The organism is Stenotrophomonas sp. BR163 (assembly GCF_047520985.2).
Classification (GTDB): Bacteria; Pseudomonadota; Gammaproteobacteria; order Xanthomonadales; family Xanthomonadaceae; genus Stenotrophomonas; species Stenotrophomonas sepilia.
The window spans coordinates 1-19,004 of the sequence record NZ_JAXBRE020000032.1 but is presented as its reverse complement, the minus strand read 5'-3'; the positions used below and the strand labels follow the sequence as shown (position 1 = coordinate 19,004).

Here is a 19,004-nt window from a genome sequence, read left to right as displayed (position 1 = left end):
CCCCCCCCCCCCCCCCCCCCCCCCCCGCCCCCCCCCCCCCCCCCCCACTACCGATCAGAGTCGCTCGGCCTTGCCACTGGCCAGTGCGCGCGCGATCACCTGCTGCGCCTGCTGCGACGCCTGCGCATGCACGCGGGCCTGGCGCTCGCCCAAGGCGGCCTGCTGGCTGCCCAGCGCTGCCTGGCGGCTGGCCAGTTCAGACTGCTGGCTGGCCAGGCGCTGCATGTCACGAGTGCGGCCGGACTGCGCGGCCTCGCTGCGGGCTTCCTGCATCGCACGGCGTGCCTCGGCGGCGGCCTCGCGTGCAGCCTCACGCGCAACGGCCACGTCGCTGGTTGCACCGCGCGCTGCCTTTGCCGCTTCCGCCGCCGCCTCGCGGTTGATGTCATGCGCGGCCATCGCAGTGCGCGCGGCCTCGGCGGCGATCAGTGCGATGCGGCGCGATTGCTCGCCCTGCAGGCGGCCCATTTCACCCATCTGCCTGCCGAGTTCGCCCTGCTGGCGACCCAATAGGCTTTGCTGGCGGCCCAGTTCGCTCTGCTGGCGGCCCAGCTCTACGGCACCGCTGTAGGCACGCTGCAGCGTCTGGATCAGCATCGGGTCACGCACCACGTAGCGCTTTTCACCCTGGCGGAACCACAACGCCGGGCCCTTGCCGAGCTGCCTGCGGGCCACCGTCACGTCGTCCATGCCGCCGTTGGCGAAGGTCGAATCACCATCAACCAGAACGAAGGCCTCCCGGGGCGACCTGCCCAGGTCGAGGCGACCGTAGGTGGTGATGGAGGTGGCGGCCGACGTCGCGCCTTCATCGTCTTCGGCCATGCCCGTGGCATCGTCGACTTCGGCCACATCGGCATCGTCGGGCCCGGTCGCGTCAGCGGGTTCGGCCGGCGCGGCCGGTGCTGCAGGCGCGGCCGGGGCCGCCGGCACGCCCGCGGCGGATGGCGGTGCGACCGGAGCCTTGGGAGCCTTCGGCGGTGGTGGCGCCACGACCTTGGGTGCCGCCGGTGGCGCGGGCGGTGCCGGCGGCACCGGCGCTGCGACCAGTCGCATCGGCGCCACGCCCACCACCACCACCACAGCAGTCAGCGCCATCGCCAGGATGCGCGGGCATGCCCGGCGCGGCTGCAGCGAGAGCAGGCGACGCTTGAGGCTGGTGGCATCCGGTGCGGCACTGGCCACGCCCAGGTGCGGCTGCGGTGCCACCCCCAGCTGCAGCAGCAGACGGCCATAGGCCTGGCGGCTGGCAGCGTGCTGGCCCACCACCGCTGCGTCCACCGCTTCTTCGCGCGCTTGTGCATATTCACGCACCGACAGGCGCAGCAGCGGATGGAAGAAGAACAGGTGCTGGGCCAGCGCAGGCAGCAGGCCCCACTGCAGGTCCCGCCGCTGCAGGTGCTGCAGTTCGTGGGTCAGGGCCAGGTCCAGCGCGTCGCCCTGCAGGGCGTTGTCGCCAGCCGGCAACAGCAGCACCGGGCGGAACGGACCGACCAGCTGCGGTGCGTCCACCTGCGTGCTCATCCACAACCGCGGCGCAGGCCGCACGCCATGTGCATCGGAAGCCAGCTGCAGGGCCTGCACCAACGCCTGGTCCTCGCAGGGATAGGCCGCTGCCAGCAGCGCGCGGCAGCGACGCCACTCACCGAAGGTACGCAGCGCCATCAGCAGCACGCCGGATGCCCACAGCGCGGCCAGTGCGACGGCCCACCACGCCACTGCCGGTGCATCCGCTGCAGGCATCGGCATCGCGGCCAGCAACTGTGCCGAGGCCTCCGGGGCCAGCGGGTAGACGATGTCAGCGGCCACGTCGGTCGCGGTCATCGCCACCGCCTGCGGGGCAGGCAGCCAGGCCAACTGCAACGGCTGGCTCCAGAACAGGCCAAGCACGGCCTGCAGCGATACCAGCCACCACAGGCGGCAGCGGGTCGCCGCCGACAGTGACGGCAGCGCGCGGCACACGCCATATACCAGGGCTACCAGCAGCACGGTCTGCAGGCTGGTCCAGCCCAGGCGTTCCAGCATCGGGATCAGCATCGTGGTGTCCATGGCTCAGCCCTCGTGGCGACGCGATTGGAGTTGGGCGACCAGCGCTTCCAGTTCGGCCAGTTCGTTGTCGCTGACCTTCTGCCGCTGCGACAGATAGGCCACGAACGGCGACACCGAGCCCTGCAGGGTGTTGTCGACAAACTGCGCCACCGCGCCCTGCAGCACGCTCTGCGGGCCGCGGGTGGCCTGGTAGCGGTAGATACCGTCCTGTTGCCGGCGCTGAAGATACCCCTTCGCCCGCAGGCGCTCCATCATCGTCAGCACAGTGGAGCGGGCCAGCCCGCGGGCCTCGCCGTAGCCACTGGCGACCTCGCCGACACTGGCCGGCGCATGTTCATCGATGTACTGCAGCAGGGCCAGTTCCTGGTCCCCGATGGTCTTGCCGCGCATGACACCACTCCCTTGACTACACGTGTCGCCACTGTCAGCTTGACGACAGCTGTAGTCAACCCCCCGGAAGTCACGGGCCGACGAACGGTAGGGCACCGAGCGCTTAAACCTTCGACGCGCTGTCTGCATCCGATTCGCAACGCCCGCTGGAATTCCGCATGTTCCGCCCAACGCTCCGAGTCGTGCTCATGCTCATCAGTGCCCTGCCCTTCGCCGCCGTCTCTGCCAGCCAGGACCAGGCCAACGACCAGACCCGCCGCCTGATCCGCCAGATCATGCTGGAGCAGCGCATCCCCGGGCTGCAGGTCGCGGTGGTCAAGGACGGGCAGATCGTGCTCTCCGAAGCCTACGGCCTGGCCAACGTCGAGAACGGCGTGCTTGCCTCGCGGGACACCCGCTTCCCGCTCAATTCGGCCACCAAGGCGTTTACCGGCGTGGCTGCCGCGCAGCTGGCTCAGCAAGGGCAGCTGGATCTGGACGCGCCGGCCTCGCGATATCTGGGTGATCTTCCGCCAGCGTGGAGAGACGTACGCGTACACCAGCTGCTGGCGCATACCTCCGGCCTTCCGGACATCCTTGATGCGAACGGGCTGCTGGGCGGAGGTTCCGAAGCACAGGCATGGGCGGCGGTGACAGCTCGACCGCTGGAAGCGGCGCCTGGGCAGCACTTCGCCTACAACCAGACCAACTACGTATTGCTGGCACGGATCATCGCGCAGCAATCCGGCATGCCCTACGAACGTTTCCTCGCCACCGGCCAGTTCAGCAGCGCGCGCATGGCCCGCACCACCTTCGGCGACAGCTACGACCTGATTCCGGATGCTGCGACGATGTACAGCCTGGCCCCGCGTGCCACCGACGATGTAGATGCGCCGTCCCGCCTGTCGCATTGGTTCTACGACATACCGCCTTCGCTGTGGGCGGGTGGCGGCATCCTCACCACCGCCGACGACACCGCGCGCTGGCTGGTCGCGCTGACCGAAGGCCGCCTGCTGCCGGAGACGGCCCTGCGGCGGATGTGGAGCGTAGAGCGCCTGGCGGATGGCCGTGCCGGCCCGTGGGCGGGTGGCTGGCCGGTGTTGCACGCATCGCCCGACCTTCAGGTGGCCGGTATCGGCGGTGCGCGCTCGGCCTTCGTGGTCTATCCCGAGCGCGGCGTGGCGGTGGTGGTACTGACCAATCTTGTCGGTGCCAATCCACAGCAGTTCATTCCACGCATTGCCGATTTCTATGCGCGCGATGCCTCAACGCCCGGTCACGAACGGGTCGCCCTGGCACGGCAATAGCGGGCTGTCATCGCAGGGCCATAGCCCGGCCGGCACGGTCCTGGACACTTCAAAGTGATCATCGTTCCAGCGCAGGAAACCGCCGTGCATGGCATTGCCATGGTCGAAGCTGCGCGCATCGTCGGTCAGTGGCTGTTCGGGGTCGGCTTCGGCCACCCAACGCAGCACGGGCACTTTGTCCAGCACGCCGATGAAGGCGAACAGATCGCCCGCGCCCTTGTCCTCGTAGGCCGTCATGGTCGCCGCATCGGGCAACCCGGCCTGCGCCAGGATGGATGCGGTGACATCCTGCAGCGGTGCGGCTCCCTGTGCGATGTAGGCGCGCATGCCCGTGGTGGTTGCCGGGCAGCCCTGCAGCTGCACCAGATAGCCGGTGATACCGCCACTGCCGGAGAACGACCGCATCCAGTAGCGGAAACGCGGCCCGCTGCTGTCGGTAACCATGAAGTCCTGCTGGCCACCCTGCGCTGGAATGGAAAGCACCTGCACCTTGCTGGCGCCCTCCACCTTGCACTTCAACTGCGCCAGCACCTGCCTGGCCGGTTCCGGCAGTGCTTCGTAGCGGCCGCCGGGGTGGGCGCTGCCAGAGGCTTCCGGCAGTGCGGGCAATCCGCGATCAGCGGGCAGGGTCTGCAAAGGCAAGGCCTCCGGTTTCGCCGGTGAGCTGGCGGCAGGCGCTACCGGTGCGACGCGCTCTCCAGCGGGCGCGCAGGCGCTGCAGGCCAGCAGCAGCATCAACGAAACGGTCAGACTCAGGTGTGATCGGATCATCGCTCAACGCCCTCCCATCGCCGGCGCTTCCTGCGTTTGTGCAGGCGCGGCCACGGGTGCCGCCTGTTCGCGCGATTGCTGCTGCAGCTGGCGCAGGCTGGATTCCACCGCGGTGTCGCGCACCTCGGCTGCATTGACCCCTGCGCGCAGCGCCGCAGGATCGCCCGGACTGCCCTGCACCAGGAACAGTGTTTCGCCCGCCGCACGTCCAGCACTGGGATTGCTGGCCACGATCTGGTCGACCCGGGTGATGCCCGCGGCCTTCGCTTCGCGCAGCATCACCAGACTGTAGTCGTCGGCATGCTCGGCGTAGCGTCCACCCAGGGCGTGCAGGCGGGTGCTGATCTGCTGCTGCAGGGCATGGTCGCGATGCTGCGGCTGACGGGGATCGTCGTTGGCCGCGAGCGGCACATCCTGCCCCAGCTCGCGCGCCTGGCCGGGTGCAACCGAGGTCAGCACGTACTGCCAGCGGTTCTGCCCAGGCGTGCCGCGCACCGTCGACACGAAGTCGTCGTACTCGCCGCCGCCGATGGTCTGGCAGCCGGCCGAATCGGTGTTGGACCGGCTGCCGCGATGGATCTTGAAGGTGTCGTTGAGGTCCTGCACGCCCTGGGTATCGCGCGCATCGAACCAGCCGTCGCCATTGCTGTCGCGCTCCACCCGTCCGGCGCCCGCAGTGATCGCGTCCTGCGAAGGACGCAGCGCGAACTCATCGGGATGGCCATTGCGCGGATGGGTGGTCGCGCGCATCTCGGTGGTGCCCTCGCCCAGGCGCCCCAGATCCTTGACCCGGTCGCCGTTGACATCCTCACCCTCGGTCTTGGTACGCGGCGCCACATTGCCAAAGCCCGGGCTGGGCGGCGCGGTCTTGGCATGGCCGTCGTACTGGGCGGTCGGCTCGGTCGTGGCCTGGTTGAACTCGCGCACATGGCCGCGGCCCTGCGCATCCTTCCACAGCACCACGATGCGGTCATCGTAGACCCCACGTCCGCGCGCCTCGGTCGTGCGGTTCTCATCGCGCAACCCCAGCACCACGCGGTCCTGGGTTGCCATTGCATCGTTCGCTGCGATGTTGCCGCGCTGGGCCACGATGCTGCCATAAACGTCGTACTGCTGGGCCTGGCTCAGGCCTGCGGTCTCAGCCGCGTCGGGCATCCGTGGTGGACGCTCCGCGTTGCTCAGACGGTCCAGCATCGGGTTCACCGTCGTCGCATCAGCTGCGGCAACACCTCCGCTGCGCCGCAATGTCTCAAGCTCGGTGGCGGCGCGCACCGACACGTAGCGATCCAGCGCTTCCTGCACCACGGCGCTCTGCCCGTCGTGCAGGGCGTTCAGGCGGGCGGCTGCAGCGCGCGGGTCGTTCTGCCTTAGCAGGGCGACGACTTCGTTGGCCGCCGCATCGATATCCATCTCGGGCATGGTCGTTCCTTGGACGTGATCAGTACGGAGTCAGCCTACCCCAGCCGCCGGCTGGGGCTTTTTGACGCACCGCACACCTTCGCCGCCACGCCGCATTCAGGCAGATCACACTCAGCCCCGTGGCCCGCCCATCACCGGCAGGATCACCCCACTGATGTAACTGGCACAGGCCGGAGAGGCCAGGAACACATACGCCGGCGACAGTTCCTCGGGCTGTGCGGGCCGGCCCATGTCGCTGTCCTTGCCGAACTCCGCCACGTCTTCGGCCTGCTTGTCGGCGGGGTTCAGCGGCGTCCACACCGGACCCGGTGCCACGCAGTTGACCCGGATGCCGCGCGGCAGCAGCTGGCTGGCCAGCGCCTTGGTGAACGCATGGATCGCGCCCTTGGTGGCGGAATAGTCGATCAGCGCCTTGCTGCCGAAGATCCCCGTTTCCGAGCCGGTGTTGATGATGCTGGCGCCTTCGCCCAGATGCGGCAGTACCGCACGCGCCATCTGGATGTAACCGCCGATGTTGGTCTGCAGGGTTTCCTGCAGGTGCGCGTCTTCCAGGTCTTCCAGGCGCTCGCAGTGCAGCTGGAACGCGGCGTTGTTGACGAGGATGTCGATGCCGCCGAAAGCCTTGGCCACCTGCTTGACGGCCTTGTTGCAGAAACGCGGATCGCGCACATCGCCAGCGATCACCAAGCAGCGGCCGCCTTCGCGTTCCACGTGCTGGCGGGTGATGTCCGCGTCTTCGGCCTCGTCCAGGTGCAGTACCGCCACATCCGCACCTTCGCGCGCGAACAACACTGCCACCGCACGGCCAATGCCGGAGTCGCCACCGGTGACGATCGCACGCATGCCCTGCAGCTTGCCGCTGCCCGCGTAGTCGGGCGCAAGGAAACGGGGCGCCAGCTCCAGTTCGTGCTCGTGCCCGGGCTTGGCCAGCTGCTGCGCCGGCATCGCCTCCGGCTGCCGGCGTGCGCCGGCCTGGGTCGCGGTCTTCTTCGTTGCCTTCTTGGCCGCGCGGGCGTCCTTGGCCTTCTCCTGGTCCTGCAGGCGCCGCTGCCGTGCAGCGACGCGTGCCGCCCGTGGATCACTGGCGGCTGCCTTGCGGGTTGCGGTCTTCACCACGCGCGGGCGATCAGGGTCGGCGACCGCCTTGGTCGAGGTGCTGCCTTTACGCACTTTCGGCGATGCCTTACGGCGGGCGGGGGTCTTCCTGGTGGTGGCCATGCAGGTCTCCTCGGGAGGGAAAGGGGCTGCCGGCAAGCGGCCGGCACTACCGGGGGGCGGCCCATGCCGCTCCTGCAGTGTCTCCACCCACGCTGTTGGCGGCGGTGAGCGCGCCGTGTCCACGATGTGCACGGCATTCATTCCGCCACCACGTCTGACGTCGCACCCTGCACGCAATCAAACAAGGAGTGCCTCCATGAAACATGCCATCGCCACCGCCGCCGCCTGCTTTGCCCTTGCCGCCTGCAGCAGCACGCCGATGGCCCAGGTGCAGCCGATCGACGGCGTGATTTCCGGCCAGTGCCACAGCGACAGGGTGCGCGGCGCGGTGGGCCTGGCCGCCTCGGACGCCACCGTGGCCCGCGCACGCGTGGACAGCGACAGCCTGCACGTACGGGTACTGCGCCATGACGGTCCGCGGGTGCCGCCGGCCAGCGAGGGCGGCGACCGCCTGACCATCGAGAAGGGCCGGACCAACAACATCGTTGCGATCTACTGCGGCTGACGACTACGACTGAGCCGCCGCGCCCGGCGCAGCACTTTCAGCGTGGCCTGCTCCCACTGCCGCGGGCCGCGCAGGCCGGCCAGCGAGACCAGCTCACCGCGCTCCCAGCCGGCAAACACGCACGGGTCGATGTAGGCCTTGCGGCACACAGCCGGCGTGTTGCCCAGCCGTGCCGCCACTTGGCAGACCACTTCACGCTGCGCCTTGGCCAGCACGCGCTGGCTGGCCGGTTCCGGCAGTTCGGTGGTGGCCAATGCCTGTACCGCCGCCAGCGTGCCACCCCAGGTGCGGAAGTCCTTGGCGGTGAAGTCTTCGCCCATCACCTCGCGCAGGTAGTCGTTCACCGCGCCGGAATCCACCGGCTGCAGCGCGCCTTCGTCGTCGCGGTACTGGAACAGCGCCTGCCCGGGCAGCTGCTGGATGCCGCGTACCAGCGTGCCCAGCCGCCGATCGCCCACCACCACCTCGTGCAACTGCCCGGATTTGCCCCGGAAGCGCATGCGCACGCGGCCGCCGCGCAGCAGGTCCAGGTGGCGGTTGCGCAGCGTTGTCAGCCCGTAGGATTTGTTTTCCTGTGCATAGCTTTCGTTGCCCACCCGCACCAGGGTGTCGGCCAGCAGGGCCACCACCACCGCAAGCACCTTGTCGCGCGGGAAGCCGGGCTGCTTCAGATCGCGCGACAGCCGCCGCCGCAACGTGGGCAACGCCTCGCCAAAGGCGATGATGCGGTCGAACTTGCCGGCATCGCGCTCCTTCGCCCAATCGGCATGGTAGCGATACTGCTTGCGTCCACGCGCATCGCGACCGGTGGCCTGCAGGTGGCCATTGGCGTGGGCACAGATCCACACAGCGGTATACGCAGGTGGAATCGCCAGCGCACGGATGCGCTGCAGGGTGGCGGCATCGCGAACCGCGTGGCCATCGGCATCGCGGTAACTGAAGCCCTTGCCGGCGCGGCGCCGGCTGATGCCTGGCTGGGTGTCATCGACATAGCGCAGGCCGGCCGCGCGCGCGGCCTGTCGTTCGGGGGTAGAGGAGGTTGGCATGACCGCAGTGTCGCCGTCGCGATGCCGCGAACCTGTCGATAACAGAAGACAAACACGTGAGGGTCGGTTCGCCGCTATGCTCGGGCTTTCACAATCCCTTCCGGAGTCATGATGTCGTTCCCGATTCGCGCCCGTTCGCTCTCCGCCCTGCTGCTGCCGGCCGTGCTGGCCCTGACCGCCTGCCAGGCTCCGGCGCTGGATGAACAGGATTCGGCCACTGCCCATGCCCAGCAGGCGGCCGAAGCCGCCAAGGCGCCGGCCGACGAAACCGGCAAGGCCACCGAGGCACCGCCGGTCGGCACCTGCGATGCCAGCCAGGTGCAGAGCCTGGTCGGCCAGGCCTACGCCGACGCGCTGGGCAAGCAGGCGCAGGAAGATGCCGGTGCCCACCAGCTGCGCGTCATGAAGCCCAATGACGTCGCCACCATGGAGTTCCTCGGCGACCGCCTGAACATCGAAGTGGACGACAAGGGCCTGGTCAGCGGCGTGCGCTGCGGCTGAGTTCGACCGCGCGCCGGCACGGGGTTGCCGGCGCGTTCTGTTGCACCTGCAACCGTGTATTGCGGCGCTGCAGCAACCTGTGATCTAGTCGAGGCATCCGGTGGCCTCACGATGCGCTCCAGGGAATGAGCGGGGACGAGTGTCGCCGCCAACCCTATACGCATCGAGGTAGAGATGGCCCCCCGCAACCGCCAAGGGCTTTACGACCCGCGCTCCGAGCGCGATGCCTGTGGATTTGGCATGGTCGCCCAGCTCGACGATCAACCTTCGCGCCTGTTGGTTGATACCGCCATCGCCGCGCTTTCGCGCATGACCCACCGCGGCGGCGTCGCCGCCGATGGCCTGACCGGCGATGGCTGCGGCCTGCTGCTGCGCCGCCCCGATGCGTTCCTGAAACTGCTGGCCAGTGAAGCCGGCATCGCCGTCGCCGCACGCTTCGCTGCCGGCCTGGTGTTCCTGCCGCACGATGCCGAGGCTGCACACGCCTGCCGCACGCAGCTGCAGGCGCAGATCGAAGCGGTCGGCTGCAAGGTCGCCGGCTGGCGCGAGGTACCCATCGACGACAGCGTCTGCGGCCAGCTGGCGCGGGACACCCTGCCACGCATCGAGCAGGTGTTCGTCGATGCTGGCGTCGGCCAGGATGATGCCGGCTTCGCGCTGGCGCTGTTCCTGGCCCGTCGCCGCAGCGAACAGCAGCTGCGCGACCATGCCGACTTCTACGTCACCACCCTCACCCCGGATGCGATCAGCTACAAGGGCATGGTGCTGCCGGACAAGCTCAGCCGCTTCTTCCCCGACCTGCAGCGCCGCGAACTGGCCTCCAGCGCGATCGTGTTCCACCAGCGCTTCTCCACCAACACGCTGCCGCGCTGGCCGCTGGCGCACCCGTTCCGGATGCTCGCCCACAACGGCGAGATCAACACCATCGAAGGCAACCGTCGCTGGGCGCAGGCGCGCAGCAAGGTGTGGAAGACGCCGCGCTTCGACATCGCCGAATTCGATCCGGTGATCTCCATGCACGGTTCGGACTCGCAGAGCCTGGACAACATGCTGGAGCTGATGGTTGCCGGTGGCATGGAGCTGATCCAGGCGCTGCGCATTCTGGTGCCGCCGGCCACCCAGTCGCTGGAGTTCAAGGACCCCGACCTGGCCGCCTTCTACGAATTCCACGGCCTCAACAGCGAGCCGTGGGACGGCCCGGCCGGCATCGTCGCCTGCGACAGCCGCTATGCGGTGTGTACATTGGACCGCAACGGCCTGCGCCCGGCGCGCTGGATGCTCACCGCCGACCGCCACTTCCTGGTCGCCTCCGAAGCCGGCGTGTGGGAAGTGCCGACCGAGCGCGTGGTGCGCAAGGGCAAGCTCGGCCCCGGCGAAATGGTGGCCATCGACCTCAAGCGCGGCGACCTGCTCGATTCGGATGCGGTGGACCGCATCAACCGCGGCCGCGCGCCGTACAAGCAGTGGCTGCAGCAGGGCGTGACCTACCTGCAGACCGAACTGATCGACCCGTCACTGGTGGAAGAGCCGTTCGACGAAGCCACCCTGCGCAGCTACCACAAGCTCTACCAGCTCAGCAGCGAGGAAGTGGAACAGGTGCTGCGGCCACTGGCCGAGACCGAGCAGGAAGCCACCGGCTCGATGGGCGACGACACACCGATGGCCGTGCTGAGCCAGCGCAGCCGTCCGCTGTACGACTATTTCCGCCAGGCCTTCGCGCAGGTCACCAACCCGCCGATCGATCCGCTGCGCGAAGACTGCGCGATGTCCCTGTCCACCCAGCTCGGCAAGGAGACCAACATCTTCCATGCCGGCCCGGAGACGGTGAACCACGTCATTCTCAACTCGCCGGTGCTGAGCCAGCGCAAGCTGCGCCAGCTGCTGAAGATGGACCAGTACGTGCAGGCCAACCGCCTGCTTGACCTGTCCTACAGCGAAGACGAGGGCCTGCGTGCCGGCATCGAGCGCATCTGTGCCGAGGCCGAGCAGGCCGCGCGCGAGGGCATGGTGATGCTGCTGCTGTCCGACCGCTACCCGGTGGCCGGTCGGCCGATGGTGCATGCGCTGCTGGCCACCAGCGCCATCCACCACCACCTCTCGCGGCTGGGGCTGCGCTGCGACGTCAATCTGATCGTCGAAACCGGCACCGCGCGCGACCCGCACCACATGGCCTGCCTGCTCGGCTTCGGTGCCACCGCGGTGTATCCGTACTTGGCCTACCAGACCCTGTTCGACCTGGGCCGACGCGGCATCCTCAAGCTCAGCAAGGGCGGCGAGCAGTCGCAGATCGGCCGCCGCTACCGCAAGGGCATCTACAAGGGCCTGTCGAAGATCATCTCGAAGATGGGCATCTGTACGGTGGCAAGCTATCGCGGCGCGCAGCTGTTCGAGATCATCGGCCTGGAACCCGAGGTTGTGGACATGTGCTTCCCGGACACCGCCTCGCGCATCGGCGGCGCCGGCTTCGCACGCCTGGATGCCGACGCGCGCGAGCTGTGCGCGCAGGCCTGGGATGCGCAGCAGGGCGTGGACGTGGGCGGCCTGCTGAAGTACGTGCACGGCGGCGAGTACCACATGTACAACCCCGACGTGGTCACCACCCTGCAGCGCGCCGCGCGCAGCGGTGACCCGCGTGCGTGGCAGCAGTACTGCGATGCGGTGCACGCGCGCCCGCCATCGGCGCTGCGCGACCTGCTGGAACTGGTGCCGGCCGCAATGCCGGTGCCGCTGGACGAGGTCGCCCCGGCCAGCGCCCTGTTCCCGCGCTTCGATACCGCAGCCATCAGCCTCGGCGCGCTGTCGCCGGAAGCGCACGAGGCACTGGCCATCGCCATGAACCGCCTCGGCGGCCGCAGCAATTCCGGCGAAGGCGGCGAAGATCCCGCACGCTATGGCACCGCGAAGCGCAGCAAGATCAAGCAGGTGGCCTCGGGCCGCTTCGGCGTCACCGCCGAATACCTGGTCAATGCCGAGGTGCTGCAGATCAAGGTCGCGCAGGGTGCCAAGCCCGGCGAGGGTGGCCAGCTGCCCGGGCACAAGGTCAACGAACTGATCGCACGCCTGCGCTATGCGCGCCCGGGCATCGGCCTGATCTCGCCGCCACCGCACCACGACATCTATTCGATCGAAGACCTGGCGCAGCTGATCTACGACCTCAAGCAGGTCAACCCGACCGCGCTGGTGTCGGTGAAGCTGGTCAGCCATGCCGGCGTCGGCACGATTGCCGCAGGCGTGGTCAAGGCCGGTGCGGACCTGATCACCATCTCCGGCCATGACGGCGGCACCGGTGCGTCGCCGGTCAGCTCGATCCGCTATGCCGGCGTGCCGTGGGAACTGGGCGTGGCCGAAGCGCATCAGGCGCTGCTGGCCAACGACCTGCGCGGGCGCACCCTGCTGCAGACCGATGGCGGCCTGAAGACCGGCCTGGATGTGGTCAAGGCCGCGCTGCTGGGGGCGGACAGCTTCGGCTTCGGCACCGCGCCGATGATCGTGCTGGGCTGCAAGTACCTGCGCATCTGCCACCTCAACAACTGCGCCACCGGCGTGGCCACCCAGGACGAGCGCCTGCGCGAGAACCACTTCACCGGCCAGCCCGAACGCGTGGAGAACTTCTTCCGCCTGCTGGCCGAGGAAGTGCGCGGCTGGCTGGCGTACCTGGGTGCACGTTCGCTGGAAGAGATCGTCGGCCGCACCGACCTGCTGCGGCAGATCGAGGCCGCGCCCCGCGATGGCGTGCGCGTGGACCTGTCGCGCCTGCTGGCCGATGCCCGCTATGAAGGCAGCCACTGCGCCGCCCAGCGCCTGTACGAATCGCCGGACAGCCTGGCCACGCAGATGGATGGCCTGCTGGCGCCGGCTATCGAACACAAGCGCGGTGGCGAGCACCGCTTCCTGATCCACAACACCGACCGCAGCATCGGCACCCGACTGGCCGGTGCGGTGGCGCGCGCGCACGGCAACCAGGGCATGGCCGAGGCACCGCTGGAACTGCGCTTCCGTGGCAGCGCCGGGCAGAGCTTCGGTGCCTTCAACGTCGGTGGCCTGCACCTGGAAGTGGAAGGCGAAGCCAACGACTACGTCGGCAAGGGCATGGCCGGCGGCCGGCTGGTGGTGCGTCCGCCGCGTGGCGCCCGCTTCGAGGCACGCAGCACCGCCATCATTGGCAACACCTGCCTGTATGGCGCTACCGGTGGCGAGCTGTTCGCCGCCGGTCGTGCCGGCGAACGCTTCGCGGTGCGCAATTCGGGCGCGCTGGCGGTGGTGGAAGGTGCCGGTGACCACTGCTGCGAGTACATGACCGACGGCGTGGTGCTGGTGCTGGGCAAGGTCGGGCTGAACTTCGGCGCCGGCTTCACCGGTGGCCTGGCTTACGTGCTGGACGTGGACCGCGATTTCGTCGACCGCTACAACCACGAGCTGATCGACATCCATCGCGTCTCCGCCGAAGGCTTCGAGAACTACCGCCAGCACCTGCACCGCCTGATCGGCCGCCACCGCGAGCTGACCGGCAGCATCTGGGCACAGCAGATCCTGGACGAGTTCCGCGATTACATCGGCAAGTTCTGGCTGGTCAAACCCAAGGCCGCCAGCATCGAGTCGCTGACCGAAACCCTGCGACGCGCCGCATAACGGTAGTGCCGGCCGCTGGCCGGCAACCCAGGATCACGTAGTGCCGGCCGCTGGCCGGCAACGTTCCCCCTCGCATTCCAGAGTCCGCCATGAGCCGCAAGCACGCCTTCCAGTTCCTCGACCTGCCCCGCACCATGCCGCAGCGCATCCCGGTGGAACTGCGCACGTCCGGCGACTGGGGCGAGCTGTACGGCAAGTTCGGCAAGGAAGACGCCCAGTACCAGGCGGGCCGCTGCCTGGACTGCGGCAACCCGTACTGCAGCTGGAAGTGCCCGGTGCACAACGCCATTCCGCAGTGGCTGCAGCTGGTGCAGGAAAACCGCATCCACGAGGCCGCCACGCTGTGCCACAGCACCAATCCGCTGCCGGAAGTGTGCGGCCGGGTCTGCCCGCAGGATCGGCTGTGCGAAGGCAGCTGCACGCTGGAGGAATTCGGCGCGGTCACCATCGGCGCGGTGGAGAAGTACATCGTCGATACCGCACTGGCCAGTGGCTGGCGCCCGGACCTGGGCGCGGTGCAGCCGACCGGCCACAGTGTGGCGGTGATTGGTGCCGGCCCGGCCGGGCTGGCCTGTGCCGACCGCCTGGCACGCGCCGGCATTGCCGCCGTGGTCTACGACCGCTACGAGCAGATCGGTGGCCTGCTGCAGTTCGGCATTCCCAGCTTCAAGCTGGACAAGGATGTGATCCATCGCCGCCGTGACGTACTGGAAGGCATGGGCGTGCAGTTCCGCCTCGGTGTGGAGATCGGCCGTGATGTCAGCGTGCAGCAGTTGCTGGACAGCCACGATGCGGTGTTCATAGGCACCGGCGCCTACCGCTATACCGATGGTGGCCTGGTCGGCCAGGACCTGAAGGGCGTGCTGCCGGCGCTGCCGTTCCTGGTGCAGAACAGCCGCATCGTCGGCGGCGATGATCCGAAGGGCCGGCCGATCGCCGGCTGGGAAGACACCATCGCCCTGCCCGATCTCAACGGCAAGCGCGTGGTGGTTCTGGGCGGTGGCGATACCGGCATGGACTGCGTGCGCAGTGCGGTGCGGCTGGGCGCGGCCAAGGTCACCTGCGCCTATCGCCGCGACGAAGCCAACATGCCCGGCAGCGCGCGCGAAGTCGCCAATGCACGCGAGGAAGGGGTGCGCTTCCTGTTCAACCGGCAGCCGCTGTCGATCGAAGCCGGCGCCGACGACGAGGTGATCGGCGTGACCGTGGTCGAGACCCGGCTGGGCGAGCCCGATGCCAATGGCCGCCAGAACGCGGTGCCGATCGAAGGCAGTGAGTCGCTGCTGGAGGCAGACGTGGTGATCATCGCCTTCGGCTTCTCGCCGAGCGTGCCGGCGTGGCTGGCGGAACTGGGGGTGGAAGGCCAGCCCAATGGCCGCATCCTCGCCGGTGGCAAGGACCGCCTGCCGTTCCAGACCGCGCATCCACGCCTGTTCGCCGGTGGTGACGCGGTGCGTGGTGCCGATCTCGTGGTAACCGCGGTGGCCGAAGGCCGCGACGCCGCTGCCAGCATCGTCCGCCTACTGGCGCACTGAGTCCGGCAACAGCAGCACTTCCAGCAGCGCGCGCAGTTCGTGCACCTCCAGCGGCTTGGCCAGGAAATGGTCGATGCCCGCATCACGGCAGGCCTCACGGGTGCGCTCCAGCACGCTGGCAGTCAGCGCAATGATCGGGACCCGCGCACGGGTGGCGCAGGCGTCGCTACGGATCGCCCGGGCCAGCGCGAAGCCATCCATGTGCGGCATGTGGCAGTCGGTGATGACCAGGTCGAACGGTTGCGCCTGCCAGGCCTCCCATGCCTGCAGGCCGTCGCTACAGGCGTGCACCTGCAGTCCCAGCTCGCACAGGCGTTGTGCCAGCAACTGCAGGTTGGTCGGATGATCCTCGGCCACCAGCACCCGCGCCGGCGGCAACGGTCGTTGCGCGGGCCGTGCCGTCGCCGGTCCCGCAGCGGGGGCCGCACAGGCCGCCAGGTCCAGCTCCAGCCACACGGTGGTGCCCTTGCCGGGCACGCTGCGCAGGTGCAGACGCCCGCCCATCGACGTCGCCAGCTCCCGGCAGATCGACAGCCCCAGACCACTGCCGCCGAAACGGCGCGTGGTCGACGCCTCGGCCTGCTCGTAGGCGGCAAACACCGCCTGTTGCCGCTCCGCGCTGATGCCCACGCCCGTATCGGTCACCTGCAGGCGCAGTCGCTGGCCGCCGTCGCGCTGCTGCAGCACGCGGACCTGCAACACCACGCTTCCCTGCAGGGTGAACTTGAGCGCGTTGCCGGCCAGGTTGAACAGGACCTGCCGCAGGCGCAGCCCGTCAGCCAGCGACCAGGGCTGCAACGTCGGGTCAATCTCGCTGCACAGGTGCAGCCCGCGGCTGGCCGCGACGGGCATCAACAGCTCCTGCACCGCGCACACCAGCGCCGCCAGATCGGTCGGACGCAGCTGCAGGGGCGCCGGCTGCAGGCGCTGGCTGTGCAGCACATCGTCGAGGATCTGCCGCAGCATCTGCGCAGCGTCACCGACGGTTGTCAGCACCTGCCGCTGGCCCGCATCCAGGTCCGTGCCAGCCAGCCGCTCCAGCATGCCCAGCAGGGTGCTCATCGGCGTGCGGATCTCGTGGCTCATGGTCGCCAGGAAATGGCCTTTGGCCAGCGCCGCCTGCTCGGCCGCGCGGCGCGCCTCGGCCAACGCCGTTGCGCGCGCCTGGGCTTCGCTGACGTCCATCCAGTAGCCGCTCCACTCCACGCTGCTGTCATCGCACGGCAACGGTCGTCCCTGTGATCGGACCCAGCGCCAGCCCTGCGCCGCCCGGGTGCGGAAGGTGACGTCGATCGGACCGCGCACGAGCGCGGCCGCTTCGATGCTCGCCATCACCCGGCTGCGGTCACCGGCATGCACGGCCGCCAGCAGCTGCAGATGGTCGATCCGCTCAGTCTCCACGGCTACGCCGAACAGCGCCTGCACGTCGCCGGCGATCTGCGCCAGGCTGTAGTGGCCGGTTGCCGAACGGCGCGCCTGGTAGACCACCGCCGGCAGGTTCGCGGTGACTTCATGCAAGCGCTGCTCCAGCACCCGGCGACGCACGCTCTCGCGATGCACGCGCCAGTAGCCGAAGGCATGCAGCAGTATGAGCGCGAGCAGGATCAGCGACACCGGCACCAGCCAGCGCAGTGCCGAACCGGCGGGCCGCGCACGTGGCAGGTCCGGCAGCCAGGCACTGCGAACCGACGCCCGACGCGCATCGCCCTCCCGCTGCAGCTCCCGGTCGAAGGCAGCGACCACCGCAGCACAGGCCGGTACGGCGGCCAGCACCAGTGCATCGCCGAAGCCCGCGGGTGCTGCGATCACCAGAGGGTCACCCGGCACGGCGCGAAGCGCGGCTTCGACTTCAGCGAGATTGGCCACCACGGCATCGACCAGCCCGGCGCGCAGCAGTGACAGCGCGTGGTCCAGCGGCGCCGGTGCCAGCAGCTGCGCACCCGGGGCCTGTTCGGCCAGCAATGCGTCCAGCGGCAGCCGGTCCGGGCTGGCCACGCTGCGGCCACGCAGTCCCTCCAACCCCAGCACTGGCGCTGCACCCTCGCGCCGCACGATCACCTGTGGCACTTCCAGGTAGGGACTGCTGGCCACCCAGCCGGTCGGCAGCTGTGCGCGCGGCCAGCCCAGCAGCACCTGGGTGCCAGCCGGCAGCGGGTCATCGGTGAGCACCGCTGCGGGCAATGGCTGCGCATGCTGCACTGCCTGCGGGCCCAGCAGCGGCAGGTAATCCGCAGCCAACCCCGCAAGATCGCCCTGCGCGTTGTATGACAGCGGCGGCCGATCGGAACGCCATGCCACCTGCAGTGGACTCGCACAGCCGGACGCAGCAGCGATGCCGGGCAGCAACAGCGATGCCATGACAGCGGCGACGGTGCGGCGGCCGGCGACATTCACGGTAGACATCCTCATTTCGCGGGCAGGAACCACGGCCGCGCAGCGGTACCGCTGCCAGCCACGCTAGCGAGGCGCGCTTCCGCGACAATGAGAAAAATTCGAAAAACATCCCTATCGGCGAATGCCGACATACACTGCCGCTTCTACCCGTCCCTACGGAGCGCTCGATGCGTATCGGCCTGGCCGCCAACCGTCTCCATCACCACGATGCGCGCGCCGCGCTGTTCCGCTGGCTGCGTGCCAGCGAGGCCGGGCTGCGTGAACTGGGGGTATCGCTGCACGCGGTCGGGCGCACCCACGATGCGATCGAACGGCAGGGCTTCCTGGCCGGCTACGGTGGCCTGCACCGCTACCCCTACGGCCGCGAGGGTGGCCTGATGAAACTGGTGGCCGAAGTGGTTGGCATGGGGCCGGAGCGCACTCTGGACGGTGCGATCTACCTGATCGACCCGGTCGATCCTTCCTCGGTGTTTCCGGAGGCAACCGCGCTCAAGCGGCAGTGCGTGATCCACGGCAAGCCGTTCATTTCAACCGTGGCCACTGCGCGTGACTGGATCGAGGTGGAGCGCATCCACGCCGGGCTGGCTGCTGATGCCGGTGCCGACGATCTGCATGCCTTCCAGCACCAGACGCTGGCGCTGATCGCGCACGACGCGATGAAGCCGGCGATGCTGGCCTTCGCTGACGAGCACTTCGATGTGCTGGCACGGTTCGGCGAGCGCGTGGCGACCGGCACCACCGGCCAGCGCTTGAACGAACTGGCCTGGAGCCGCGGCTGGCCCAGCGATACGCCGTGGGTGACGCGCTACCAGAGTGGCCCGATGGGCGGCGATGCGCAGATTGCCGACCGTGTGCTGGAGGGGCGCTGCCAGCGCGCGATCTTCTTCGAGGACCCGCATGTGGCACGCCAGCACGAGGCCGATATCCAGCTGCTGGAGCGCGCGGTGACAACGGTGACCGACCAGGCGGTGTGCATCACCGCGCCGCGGGTGGCGGCACGCTGGGCGGCCGCAGCGGCATTGCGGGCGGGGTGAGGGTTTCGGCCAACGGCTGCGCCCCTCGTGGTGGGTGGGGGCTGCACGATCATGAGGTTGGCCGGGATGGGTGGAATTGCGGGGGACGCCGTGAACCCGTCCCTGAAGTGACCCCCGAGACTTGGACGGGGTCAGGCGGCCGATTGGGCCTGCTCCCGGTACTTTACCGGGCTTAGCCCCTTCAATTTCAATCTGATTCGCTCTTGGTTGTAGTACTTGATGTACTCCAC

The 19,004-nt window shown here is 68.9% G+C and carries 14 protein-coding genes; 6 read left to right on the top strand and 8 right to left on the bottom strand.

Features of this window, described 5'->3' with window-relative positions; translation table 11 throughout:
• Nucleotides 1-54 precede the first annotated feature (54 nt).
• On the bottom strand, nucleotides 55-2,046 hold the full coding sequence (locus ACM0PY_RS18580; protein ID WP_180886369.1) for a M56 family metallopeptidase: 1,992 nt from the start codon (nucleotides 2,044-2,046) through the stop codon (nucleotides 55-57).
• Nucleotides 2,047-2,049: 3 nt separating this feature from the next.
• Nucleotides 2,050-2,436 (bottom strand): BlaI/MecI/CopY family transcriptional regulator, encoded by a 387-nt coding sequence (locus ACM0PY_RS18575; protein WP_005421039.1) that lies wholly within the window; start codon nucleotides 2,434-2,436, stop codon nucleotides 2,050-2,052.
• A 188-nt stretch (nucleotides 2,437-2,624) separates the two neighbouring features.
• Between ACM0PY_RS18575 and ACM0PY_RS18570 the strand changes: the two genes are divergently transcribed.
• Nucleotides 2,625-3,722: a serine hydrolase domain-containing protein gene (locus ACM0PY_RS18570; RefSeq protein WP_134972877.1), complete on the top strand. Its 1,098-nt coding sequence runs from the start codon at nucleotides 2,625-2,627 to the stop codon at nucleotides 3,720-3,722.
• On the opposite strand, the gene ACM0PY_RS18565 is transcribed toward ACM0PY_RS18570, so the two are convergent.
• The 3 genes from ACM0PY_RS18565 to ACM0PY_RS18555 form a co-directional block, all read right to left on the bottom strand.
• Nucleotides 3,681-4,493, bottom strand: coding sequence for a hypothetical protein (locus ACM0PY_RS18565; RefSeq protein ID WP_180886371.1), 813 nt, complete (start codon nucleotides 4,491-4,493; stop codon nucleotides 3,681-3,683). The two genes, ACM0PY_RS18570 and ACM0PY_RS18565, sit on opposite strands and share 42 nt — an antisense overlap.
• A 3-nt stretch (nucleotides 4,494-4,496) precedes the next feature.
• Nucleotides 4,497-5,912, bottom strand: coding sequence for an XVIPCD domain-containing protein (locus ACM0PY_RS18560; RefSeq protein WP_134971474.1), 1,416 nt, complete (start codon nucleotides 5,910-5,912; stop codon nucleotides 4,497-4,499).
• Nucleotides 5,913-6,023: 111 nt separating this feature from the next.
• Nucleotides 6,024-7,130 (bottom strand): SDR family oxidoreductase, encoded by a 1,107-nt coding sequence (locus ACM0PY_RS18555; RefSeq protein ID WP_180886372.1) that lies wholly within the window; start codon nucleotides 7,128-7,130, stop codon nucleotides 6,024-6,026.
• A gap of 196 nt (nucleotides 7,131-7,326) precedes the next feature.
• Here ACM0PY_RS18555 and ACM0PY_RS18550 point away from each other — a divergent pair, with 196 nt between their 5' ends.
• Nucleotides 7,327-7,635: a hypothetical protein gene (locus ACM0PY_RS18550; RefSeq protein ID WP_005421049.1), complete on the top strand. Its 309-nt coding sequence runs from the start codon at nucleotides 7,327-7,329 to the stop codon at nucleotides 7,633-7,635.
• On the opposite strand, the gene ACM0PY_RS18545 is transcribed toward ACM0PY_RS18550, so the two are convergent.
• Nucleotides 7,623-8,681, bottom strand: a complete 1,059-nt coding sequence (locus ACM0PY_RS18545) for a DNA topoisomerase IB (protein ID WP_180886374.1) — start codon at nucleotides 8,679-8,681, stop codon at nucleotides 7,623-7,625. The genes ACM0PY_RS18550 and ACM0PY_RS18545 overlap by 13 nt on opposite strands.
• Nucleotides 8,682-8,792: 111 nt before the next feature.
• Between ACM0PY_RS18545 and ACM0PY_RS18540 the strand changes: the two genes are divergently transcribed.
• The 3 genes from ACM0PY_RS18540 to ACM0PY_RS18530 all read left to right on the top strand — a co-directional run bounded on the left by ACM0PY_RS18540 (nucleotide 8,793) and on the right by ACM0PY_RS18530 (nucleotide 15,346).
• Nucleotides 8,793-9,182 carry an I78 family peptidase inhibitor gene (locus ACM0PY_RS18540; protein WP_032954733.1) on the top strand — a complete coding sequence of 130 codons (390 nt, stop codon included), beginning with the start codon at nucleotides 8,793-8,795 and terminating at the stop codon, nucleotides 9,180-9,182.
• Nucleotides 9,183-9,356: 174 nt separating this feature from the next.
• Nucleotides 9,357-13,811, top strand: a complete 4,455-nt coding sequence (gltB, locus tag ACM0PY_RS18535) for a glutamate synthase large subunit (protein WP_180886375.1) — start codon at nucleotides 9,357-9,359, stop codon at nucleotides 13,809-13,811.
• 89 nt (nucleotides 13,812-13,900) lie between these two features.
• A complete protein-coding gene (locus tag ACM0PY_RS18530; protein WP_065185527.1) occupies nucleotides 13,901-15,346 on the top strand; it encodes a glutamate synthase small subunit GltD family protein in 1,446 nt (481 codons plus the stop codon).
• Here ACM0PY_RS18530 and ACM0PY_RS18525 read toward each other — a convergent pair.
• A complete protein-coding gene (locus ACM0PY_RS18525; protein WP_180886377.1) occupies nucleotides 15,332-17,740 on the bottom strand; it encodes an ATP-binding protein in 2,409 nt (802 codons plus the stop codon). The two genes, ACM0PY_RS18530 and ACM0PY_RS18525, sit on opposite strands and share 15 nt — an antisense overlap.
• Before the next feature lie 167 nt (nucleotides 17,741-17,907).
• Between ACM0PY_RS18525 and ACM0PY_RS18520 the strand changes: the two genes are divergently transcribed.
• Nucleotides 17,908-18,774 (top strand): methylglyoxal synthase, encoded by an 867-nt coding sequence (locus tag ACM0PY_RS18520; protein WP_088496785.1) that lies wholly within the window; start codon nucleotides 17,908-17,910, stop codon nucleotides 18,772-18,774.
• A gap of 131 nt (nucleotides 18,775-18,905) precedes the next feature.
• On the opposite strand, the gene ACM0PY_RS18515 is transcribed toward ACM0PY_RS18520, so the two are convergent.
• Nucleotides 18,906-19,004 (bottom strand): IS3 family transposase (locus ACM0PY_RS18515; protein WP_423171149.1); only part of this gene is annotated, 99 nt, incomplete at its 5' end.